Below are 9556 nucleotides of genomic sequence, written 5' to 3' on the forward strand. Positions count from 1 at the left end.
TCCGTCATCCCTGTGCGAAAGGGGCGAGTTCGGGGTGGTCCTCGCACCAGGCGCGGCGTTCGCGGTCGACGGCCCGGCGGGCGGTGGCGTGCTGGTCGCCGGGGGGCGGCAGTTCGTCCATGGCCTGCTCGGCGGCGGTCATCGCGGCGGTGAACTGGCGTCCGGCCGCGGTCAGCCGGGGGTGCTCGTGCAGGACCGGGAGGACGGCGGCCACCTGGGCCCGGATCCGGGCGTGCTGCGCCCAGGCGCCGCGGGCCCCGTAGAGGGCGGCGCGCTGCCAGTAGCCGGCCAGGGCCAGGTGGGCGTACGCGCCGTGCAGCAGTCCCTCCAACGGGCGGGGGTCGCTGCGCCAGGGGGCCCAGTACAGGGGTGTCCGGTCGGCGGTGTGCAGCGGCAGGATGTCGGCGAGGGCGGCCAGTTTGCCGTGCTGCACCTCGTGGACGAGGGTGGCGGCCAGGGCGGGCGGGGCCTGGGCGCGGGCGAGGACGGCTCCGGCGGCTGCGGGCAGGGTGGCGCCGCTGGAGCGGGCGCCGCCGCCCAGCGGGACGACGGAGCGCAGCAGCCGGCCGACCTCCCCGGCGCGGGCGGTGTCGTAGCGCTGGAGCAGGGTGAGCGCGCCGGACCACTGGGTGTCCCAGCGTTTGTGCCCCTTGGGGGTGAGCCGACGGGCGGGGCGGGCGCTGGCCGGGTGGGCGGGGCCGGTGGCCCGGTACGGGTCGAGGTCGTCGAGGGCGGTGTGTCCCCCGGGCAGGGTGTGCAGGGTGAGGACCGCGGGGTCCTCGGGGTCCCAGGAGCGCTCGGTGAGGGCGAGCGGGCCCGGGCGCGGAGGCCGCAGCAGGCCGAGCGTGGGGAGGGCGAGGCGGCCGCCGGTGGGCCGCAGTGCGGCCTTGAAGGTGATGCCGGCGCGCAGGGCGGCGGCGACGGCGAGGGCCCCGAGGTGGCCGAGGTCGGGCGGCGGCCCGGCGGGGGCGTGCAGCCTGCGCAGGGTCTCCTCGGCCCACACGCCGGTGGTCGGGTAGTGCAGGACGTCGTGGACGGCTGCGGGGTCGTGCCGTTCGGCCTCCTCCAGCAGGGCCCAGTGGTCGGCGGCCTCCGCGGCCCGGCCGGCGGGAACGGCGTCGAGTACGGCGCGCAGCAGGACGAGGCGCTTGGAGCGGCGGACGGCGCGGATCAGGCGGGTGGCCTCGGTGCAGGGTTCGGTGGAGGCGAGGGCGCGCAGGGTGGCCGAGCCGACGGTGAATCCGGTCAGGGTGGCGGCCGTGCCGGTCATGAGGCGGCCGCCCGGGGGGCCGCGGGGACCGCGGCCCGGTGCAGGGCGGCGGCGATGTGCCGGATGACGACCTGGAGGTCCGCGCAGTACACGGACGGCTGCCGGAAGCCTTCGCCGGCGCGGTAGCGGTGCGGGTAGTGGCCGCCTCCGCAGACCGTGACGAGCTCGCAGGTGCGGCAGCCTGCGGCCAGGGCGTCGAGGCCGAGCTGCCGGGCGGCGAGCCCGGGGTGGTCGAGGAACTGGTCGAAGCTGTGGCGGTGCACGCTCATCCCGGTGGCGGCGGCGCCCTCGTAGGCGGATTTCAGGGAGTCGGCCTGTTCCAGGCTGCCGTCGGTCTCGATGACGGCGGTGGCGGCCGGGGCGAGGCCGAGGGTCTCGGTGGCGGCGGGCAGGCCGAGCAGCAGGGCGATGATCTCCTCGAAGATCCGGATCCGGGTGCGCAGGACCCCGTCCTGCCACCAGCGTTCGAAGACGGCGAGGAGCCAGTCGGCGTACGGGGTCCGGGGCGGGTGGTGGCCGGGCGGCGGGGTGCTCCAGTTGGCGAGGGGCAGCAGCAGGCCGATGGCGGGCGGGGCGAAGGCGAGGAGGGACTCGTAGGTCTCCACCGGGTCCTGGTCGAGGTCGATGACGCACAGCACCCCGGCGTAGCCGGCGGGATGGCGGGCGAGCAGCCGCAGGCCGCGGGCCGCGGCGGTGAAGCCGGGCCGTCCGGCGTGGTCCACGCGCCGGGTGTTGTGCGCGGGGAGCCCGCCGTCCAGGCTGACGCCGACGCGGATCCCCGCGGCGGCGAGCGCGGCGAGCCGGCCGCGGGTGAGCAGGGTGCCGTTGGTCTGGACGGTGGCGGTGACCCGGGTGCGCGGGGAGGTCCGGGCGAGCGCGGCCCGTACGGCGTCGACGGGGACGGCGAGCCGGTCGGGTGCGGTGAGCAGCGGTTCGCCGCCGTGCAGGACGAGGTCGACGCGGGTCAGTGCGTGGGCGGCGGCGTGTTCGGCGATGCGCTCGGCGGTACGGGCGACGGTGGCCGGGGCCATGGCGGCGGGCTGGCCGCGCCAGCCCTGGTCGGCCATTTCGTAGACGTAGCAGTAGGTGCAGGCGAGGTTGCAGCGGCTGCGGGTCTTGAGGACGAACTGCCGTATCGGGTGGGGTCGGTGGCCCTGGGCGCGGGCGGCGGCCACGTCGAGTCGGGCGTGGGGCCAGGGGGCGTGCGTGCGGTGGGCGGTCAGCGCGGCGCCGCCCGTGCGGGTCTGCCTCATGGCCTGCACCTCCCTCCCCCCGGCGGACGGTCCATCCCTGCCCGCGGACAGCCCGGGCTAACGGCGGAAAACGGTCAACTCTGCGTGCGCTGAGTGGCGCTGGGAACGCGCTGTGTCACGAGACCCCGGAATCGAAGGCGTTGAGGATTTCGGCGGGGTGGGTGACCCGCTCCACCATGCCCTCGATCACCTGGGCGAGCACGGGATGGTCGATGGCGCGCAGTGCGGCCAGATCGAACCCGGACAGGTCCGGTAACGGTCCGGCGCAGGCTGTTCCCGTCATGGCCGTTTCCTGGTGCCGCGTCACCATGGGCTGCCCGTCCCCCTGTCGAGTCTGTGCATTCAATGGTCCACTGCCCTTTCCCACTGCCTCGGCCCTCCAAGCCCCGGGGGACGTCACAGCGCCGCCTCCAGCAGGCGTACGCGCACCTGCACCGCCTCCCTCCGGTCGGCGGCGGCCGTTCCGAGCCGCCCCAGGAGCTCCACCGCGGAGCGGTAGGCGTCCAGGGCCGCCCGGGGCCGCGCCAGCCGCTCCAGCACCTCCCCCCGCAGCTCCTGGACCCGGGCGGCCAGTTCCACGGCCACCTCCTCGCGCTCCTCCCGGTCGGCGGCCAGCGCCTGGCGCCACGCCCGCCGGTAGGAGTCGGCCGCCCGGTCGAGCCGGTCCAGTCCCCGGGTGTGGGAGTGGATCTCCTGCTGGACGTCTCCGTGCTCCCGCCAGGCACGCGCCTGCTCCAGCGGGTCGCGGCTCTGCCGGACGGCCAGTTCCAGCAGGTACTCGGCCTCCCGCAGGTCCACCAGGTCGCCCTCGTACGCGTGCCGCAGCCGCAGCCCCGCCGCGAGCCGCAGCAACCGCTGCGCCGACCGGGGGTCGGACTGCGGCACCGCCGCCCGGCTGTCGCGCAGCACCCGTACGGCGGCCGAGGTGAAGCGCCGCCCGTCGGCGGCCCGCGCCCGGTCCAGCAGGACCTCGCCCCACTCGGGCAGCAGCTCCCCGTACGCCTCCCCGTCCCGGGGGATCAGCCTGCGGGCCCGGCCGTAGGCCTCGGCCGCGTCCTCCAGGGCCGCCGGGTCACCGTCCCGGGCGTACCGGGCGCGGTGCACCCTGGCCAGGCAGACCAGCCCGGCCAGGCGCAGTTCGGGATCCGCGGGGGCCTCGGCGAGGGCCAGGCCCAGCTGTTCGGCGGCCTCCTCCAGCCGCCCGGGCAGATGGCGCAGGGCCGTCGCCAGCTCCACCCGGATGCGGGCGCCCGGCCCGGCGGCGAGCCCCGCGGCGAGGCGGTCGGCGGCCTGTTCGGCCAGGGCGGTGCGCTCCGCCGGGTCGGGCGTGCGGCTCAGCAGCGCCAGCAGCACCCGGCCCAGGGCGGCCTGCACCAGCGGTACGGGCGCCGGTCCGGCCAGGGCCTCCAGGGCGGCCCGTGCCTCGCGCAGCGCCCCGGTGTCCTCCCGCAGCTTCCCCAGCCGGACCAGGGTCTGGGCCCGCCGCACCACGCAGTCCAGCCGCAGCTGCGGATCCAGGTCCGGGGCGGCGGCAGCCGCAGTGAACTCCCGTTCCGCCGCGGCCAGCAGCTCCGCGTCGGGCGCGCCCTCCAGGGCCCGTTCGTACAGCACCCGGCCGAGGACGGCCCGGGCCTGCGCGGTCGGGAGCCCGGTCACCGCCCGCTGGGCCTCGGTCAGCAGGTCGGGGTCCCGGCGGCGGGCCCACAGCCGCAGCAGCACGGCCGCGAGCTCGCACTCCGCCTCCCCCGGCGGGTCGTCGGCGCCGGCGGGGGCCGCCACGGCCCGGCGCAGCACGGCGGCGGCCTCGTACAGCCCGCGCCCGCCGACGTCGGGGTCGGGTGCGGCGAGCCGGTCGCGCGCGGTGCGCACCGCCCAGGCCCGGCCGGGCGGTGCGTCCGGGACGTCCGCGGCGCGTTCGTCCTCGTCGGGGCCGGGCAGGTAGCGCCGTACGACTCTCGCCGAGACCTCGGCGAAGGCCTGCGGGAGGCGCCCGGCGGGGACCCGTTCGTCCCCGCCCTCCTCGACGAGGGGCGCACCGGTCAGCTGAGAGACGGCGAGCGCCGGGAAGTTGCGCACGCCCCGCCCGAAGTGCGCGAGGACGTACTCCGAGCAGTGCTTGAGCACGAGGGCGGCCTCGTCCCGCCCGAGCGGTCCGAGCAGCACGTCCTGGACGCCGGGCACGAACTCGTACCACTGCCCGGGTGAGGTGCCGCGCCGCAGCAGCCCGCTGAGCAGGACCTCGGCCAGGTCCGAGGGCTCCGAGTCGGGCAGCATCGTGCGCTGGACCAGGCGCATCACCGGCAGGGTCAGCGGCGCGGCCGACAGGTACACCGCGAGCTGCACGGCGCGCGGCGAGGCCGAGGAGCGGAAGCGGCGCACCAGTTCCTGCGGCGGCCGCACGGCCCGGGGCGGCGGTACCGGAGCGGCGGGGTGGTCGGCGAGCACCCGGCCCACCTCGGCGGGTACGGGCCCGGTGCCCAGTCCTGCGACGAGGCGGGCCCAGGCGCCGAGGGCGGTCGCGCGGGGCGGCAGGACGGGGACGGTCAGCCCGCCGGTGGGCCGCCCGGGCCGGGCCGGCCGGTCGGGGCGGAACTTGAGCCTGCCCGACCCGCCTTCGACGCGGGTGAGAGCGCCCCGCTCGGTCGGCAGCCAGCTCCTGTTCCACAGCCGCTGGGGCAGCGGCTGCACGACCACGCAGGGGGTGCACTCGGCCCACCGGTACAGCAGCCGCTGGGCCTCGCCCTCTCGCCACAGCGGGCCGGCGCAGTCGGAAACGACCATGGTCAGCGCCCGGCCGGTGGGATCGCGCAGCTGGTCCCCGGAGCGCAGCCGGGTGCCGGGGCCGGGCCCGCGCCCGAGGGCCGCGCGGCCGTCGGCGAGCCGGTGCAGGTAGTGCACCTGCACGTCCCGGAAGGCGCCCAAGCGCTCGCACACGGCCCGGAGTTCCTCGAACATCTCCTGCCAGACGGCCATGGACGGGGACGCGTCCATCACCAGCCGTACGGTCGCCTCGCGCCGGCTCTCCGGCCGCAGCACCGGAATGACCAGCCCGAGGGCCCGGGCGCTGGCCTCGGCGGTGGCGGGCTCGTCGAGCACGAGCCGGGTGGGCGGACCGGGCGGCCGGTGCCGCTGGAGGGCGCGCAGGGCCCGCTGGATGTCGAGTATCCGGGGCAGGGCCGCGGCCCCGGGCACCCGTACGGGCACCCCTCCCCCGTCCGGCAGCAGGGCGGCCTCCTCCGCGACGGTCCCCCTTGCCCGGGAGGCGTACAGCCGGACGGGGTCCTCGGCTGGTGCGCCGGGCCGTACGGGCTCCTCCTCGGGCGGCGGCGCGCCCCCGGTCCGCGGGCGCCTGATCCGGACCTCCTGGCGCGGGGGGCCGCCGGCCGCGGGCGGGCCGATGTGCCCGGCCAGCCACAGGGCGTCGGCGAGTTCCTCGGCGGAGGGGTCGAGTCCCGCGGTGCGCAGGAGCGCGGCCAGTTCGCGCAGGCCCGGGGGGACCGGTGGCCGGTCGGGGGTCACGGCCGCTCACCTCGGACGGTCGAGGCGCTGGATGAGCAGGTCGGCGAGGTCCTCCCGGGTGGGCGGGGCGGCGTAGTGGGTGAGGTAGATGGCGTTCAGCAGCTGGTCGGCGGCGACCAGTTCGGACTGGGAGCGGCTGAGGAACTCGCGGATCAGGTCGGCGCCGAGCTGGGCGGCCTCCTCGCCGAGGTGGGCGCGGACCATGGTGGCGAGCCGTTTCTCGCCGGGCTGGCCGAGTTTGAGCTGGATGCAGCGGCGCAGCAGGGCGGCGGGGAAGTCCCGTTCGCCGTTGCTGGTCAGGATGATGAAGGGGAAGGCCCGGCAGCGCACCCGGCCGCCCCGGACGGTGACCTTCGCCCCGTCGTCGGTGAGTACCTGCACCTCGGGTTCGGTGTCGGCGACGCGCTCCAGTTCGGGCAGCGCGTACTCGCCTTCCTCCAGTACGTTCAGCAGGTCGTTGGGCAGGTCGATGTCGCTCTTGTCGAGCTCGTCGATGAGCAGGACGCGGGGCCGTTCGGTGGGCAGCAGGGCGGTGCCGAGCGGGCCGAGGCGGATGTACTTTCCGATGCCCGGGGCGCCGCCGGGTGCGCCGCCGCCGGCGGCGATCTGCACGTCCTGGAGGCGGGCGATGGCGTCGTACCGGTACAGCCCCTCCTGGAGCACCGTCCGCGACACCACGGGCCAGCGCAGCACCCGGCCGAGTTTCAGCTCGTGGGCCACGGCGTGCGCGAGGGTCGACTTCCCGGTGCCCGGGTACCCGGTGACCAGCAGGGGGCGGCGCAGGTACAGCGCCGCGTTGATGGCCTCCAGCTCCTCCGGTTCGGGGCGGTGCAGTTCGGCGGCCTGCCGGTGGGCGCCGAGGCGCCGGGTGACGTTCCCGTCGGCGGTCGCGGCCTGGCCGCCGGGCTCGCCGACGGGGCCGCCGTCGAAGTCCCGCCAGGGCGGCGGATCGGGCAGTGCGTCGATCCCGTCGTGGGGTTCGCCCACCCCCCGGTATATGAGCCATTCCTCGTTCACTGCTGCTCCCTCCCTCCGGTCACAGGTCACCGTGCAGCGGCTCGTCCTCGGGCAGGGCGCGGGCCGGGTCCTCCCAGATCAGGGTCATCCCTTCGGCCCAGTACGCGTCCGGGTCCGCTCCGTGGGCGCGGGCCCGCAGCGCCTGGAGCCGTTCCGGCAGCCGCTCGCCGTGTCCCGCCTCGGTCAGCTCCTCGCGCAGCCCGCGGTGGAACGGCGCGCACGGCGCGGCCGGATCGGCCGGGGGCCGCCGCCCGACCGCGACCCCGTACCCCGCGTCGTGGACCGCCTGCAGGGAGCCGAGGGTGGGCTCCTGGTCGGCGGCCCGGCAGTGCACGGGCACGGTGTTGTCGGGCAGTGCGTCGAGCCAGGCCGGGTCGGGGATCCGGGGGCGGCCCCGCGCGCAGTCGGCCCGCTCGTCCAGCGGCGGGCCGGCCTGGACGCGGGCCCAGCGGTCCGCCCTGCGGTGGGCGGCCTCGCTGCCGGGCGGGGGTTCGCCGCTCCCGGCGGGGTGGCGCAGCACCACCGGCCGCTGCACGCCCAGCGGGACCCGGCCCGTCACGGTCCAGGTGTCGACGGGCAGCCCGAACAGCTCGGGGGCGACGGCGACTTCGAGGACGGCGGCCGCGTCGTGGGTGTCGCAGCGGCGGAACGCCTCGGCGAGCGGGGCCCGCAGGGCCTCGGGCAGTCCCGCCGCGGTGACGCGTTCGCCCGAGTCGACGGGGGTGAGCCGCCCCGGGTGGGCGGGCCCGGCGAGCACCGAGACCCGCCAGTCGTACACGTTCTCCCAGCCGTGGGCCCAGGCCTCCAGCAGGACGGAGGGCCCCGGCCGCGGCCCTGCGGTCGGCCGGCCCTGGGCTGCCGCGGGCCGGCCGGCCCGGGCGCGGCGGCGTCGTTCCCGTTCGACCAGGCCGCGTTCGTGCCGCTCGGCGAGCTCGCGACGCAGGGGCCTCCAGAGCCGCTCGGCCGTGGCCCGGACCCAGTCCCACAGCTCCTCGTCGGCGCCGGGGGACGGCGGCTCGCGGTGGTCGGCCACGCTCACGTCGGTCGCGTACCGGAGCATCGCGGCGGCCTCCCCGGCGGAGCCGGGCGGGTCGAGCAGCATCCCGAGGCCGTCGCGCCAGCTCAGGGGTGCGGGCAGGACCGGGTCCGGCTCCTCCCCGCGGGCCGCTTCGACCAGGGCCCGTACGGCCTCGGAGGAGCGGGGCGGCGGGAGTTCGGCGAGCAGCCCGCACAGGGTGGTGCGCTCGGCGGGGGTGAGCCGCCGGCGCCCCTCGTACGGGTCGTCCTCGGCGGGCAGCTCGTCGTGGACGTCGGTCCAGGTGCGGCGGGTTCCCAGATCGCTGAGGTGCTGGTCGTAGTGGTAGAGGTCGTGGGCCTGGATGACCCGGCGGTACAGCCCGATCTGGCCGGTGGCGGCGAGCGGCAGGGTCCGTAACTGGATCACGGAGACGGCGAGCCCGCCGCCTCCGCCCTGCCGGCGGGCCTTGACCACGCCGACGACCTCGCCGCGGGCCAGGTCCACGACGGGCCCGCCGGACATGCCGGGCTCGATCTCGTCGTCGTCGCCGAGGCGCAGGGCGGCGCCGTTTGCGGCGGTCCCGCGCAGCCGGGTGGTGCGGCCGGTGATCTCGGGGGTGCCGAGGTCCTCGGTACAGCCGAAGTACGCGACCTCGTCGAGGCGCGGCCGGGCCCGGTCGGTCAGCCGGACGCAGGCGTGCGAGATCGGCGCGAGGACGCGGACCAGCGCCAGGTCGGGCAGGTCCCACAGGGCGCGCCGGGCGGGCCGGCGCTCCTCCAGCCGCTCGGGCAGGACGCACTCGACACGGCCGGTGACGGTTCCGGTGGCGCCGGCGCCGGAGGAGAAGGTGATGCCGAGCTCACGTCCCACGAGACGCACCGCAGCACCCCCTTCGCCGACGACGTGCGCGCACGTCAGGACCCAGCCGGGGGCGACGAAGAAGCCGCTCCCCCAGGTGGGGCCGGTCCCAGAGGGTGCATACCCGCCCGGCGCCGCATGGACGCGTACGGTCGCGGCCTGGACGAGGGGTTCGAGGAGCTCGTAGGCGCGCGCGGTGCCGGTCGTGCGCCCGTCCTGCATCCCCTGCCCCCTCAGGTATGTGGCAGTCAAGGCTAGCGCCGGGGGCGGGGACGGGGGAGGTCTCGCCGGGTATGCGGATTATCCTGGCGGGAAACACCCCCTGCACACCTTCATCACGGCACGGAGCCCGCTTTGTACTTCACCGATCGCGGCATCGAGGAGCTGGAGAAGCGGCGCGGCGAGGAGGAGGTCACCTTCGAGTGGCTCGCCGAGCAGCTGCGCACGTTCGTCGACCTGAACCCGGACTTCGAGGTTCCGGTGGAGCGCCTGGCCACGTGGCTGGCCCGGCTGGACGACGAGGACGACGAGGACGCCTGAGCGTCGAGTGAGACCAGCCGTTTCCCAGGGGGACGGCCGAGGTGGGTTGGGGCGGGGGGGCCCGGGGGGGGGGGGGCCGGG

Annotated in this window: 7 protein-coding genes; 1 reads left to right on the forward strand and 6 read right to left on the reverse strand. The window is 77.0% G+C overall.

Going from position 1 to position 9556, the window contains the following annotated elements; genetic code table 11:
• Nucleotides 1–4: 4 nt before the first annotated feature.
• The 6 genes from AB0B01_RS24285 to AB0B01_RS24310 form a co-directional block, all read right to left on the reverse strand.
• Entirely contained in the window at nucleotides 5–1270 is a 1266-nt protein-coding gene (locus AB0B01_RS24285) for an HEXXH motif domain-containing protein (protein WP_361722804.1), read from the reverse strand.
• Nucleotides 1267–2523, reverse strand: coding sequence for an FxsB family cyclophane-forming radical SAM/SPASM peptide maturase (locus AB0B01_RS24290; protein WP_361722807.1), 1257 nt, complete (start codon nucleotides 2521–2523; stop codon nucleotides 1267–1269). The genes AB0B01_RS24285 and AB0B01_RS24290 overlap by 4 nt, the downstream gene beginning before the upstream one ends.
• A gap of 115 nt (nucleotides 2524–2638) precedes the next feature.
• Nucleotides 2639–2806, reverse strand: coding sequence for an FxSxx-COOH cyclophane-containing RiPP peptide (gene fxsA, locus AB0B01_RS24295; RefSeq protein ID WP_361722810.1), 168 nt, complete (start codon nucleotides 2804–2806; stop codon nucleotides 2639–2641).
• A 113-nt stretch (nucleotides 2807–2919) separates the two neighbouring features.
• Nucleotides 2920–6042, reverse strand: a complete 3123-nt coding sequence (locus tag AB0B01_RS24300; protein ID WP_361722813.1) for an SAV_2336 N-terminal domain-related protein — start codon at nucleotides 6040–6042, stop codon at nucleotides 2920–2922.
• Nucleotides 6043–6048: 6 nt separating this feature from the next.
• On the reverse strand, nucleotides 6049–7059 hold the full coding sequence (locus AB0B01_RS24305; RefSeq protein WP_361722816.1) for a MoxR family ATPase: 1011 nt from the start codon (nucleotides 7057–7059) through the stop codon (nucleotides 6049–6051).
• A gap of 19 nt (nucleotides 7060–7078) precedes the next feature.
• Entirely contained in the window at nucleotides 7079–9157 is a 2079-nt protein-coding gene (locus AB0B01_RS24310; protein WP_361722819.1) for a trypsin-like peptidase domain-containing protein, read from the reverse strand.
• Between the two features lie 132 nt (nucleotides 9158–9289).
• Here AB0B01_RS24310 and AB0B01_RS24315 point away from each other — a divergent pair, with 132 nt between their 5' ends.
• Complete coding sequence (locus AB0B01_RS24315) at nucleotides 9290–9475, forward strand: DUF6104 family protein (RefSeq protein WP_003966321.1); 186 nt, start codon at nucleotides 9290–9292, stop codon at nucleotides 9473–9475.
• The last annotated feature ends 81 nt before the right edge of the window (nucleotides 9476–9556 follow it).

Origin of the sequence: Streptomyces sp. NPDC044571 (genome assembly GCF_040647115.1) — a bacterium.
Lineage (GTDB): Bacteria > Actinomycetota > Actinomycetes > Streptomycetales > Streptomycetaceae > Streptomyces.

Excerpts from the sequence above, each read along its gene's own strand:
- AB0B01_RS24285 (WP_361722804.1), bottom strand. The coding sequence starts at position 1,270 with ATGACCGGCACGGCCGCCACCCTGACCGGATTCACCGTCGGCTCGGCC.
- AB0B01_RS24290 (WP_361722807.1), bottom strand. The coding sequence starts at position 2,523 with ATGAGGCAGACCCGCACGGGCGGCGCCGCGCTGACCGCCCACCGCACG.
- fxsA (WP_361722810.1), bottom strand. The coding sequence starts at position 2,806 with ATGACGGGAACAGCCTGCGCCGGACCGTTACCGGACCTGTCCGGGTTC.
- AB0B01_RS24310 (WP_361722819.1), bottom strand. The coding sequence starts at position 9,157 with ATGCAGGACGGGCGCACGACCGGCACCGCGCGCGCCTACGAGCTCCTC.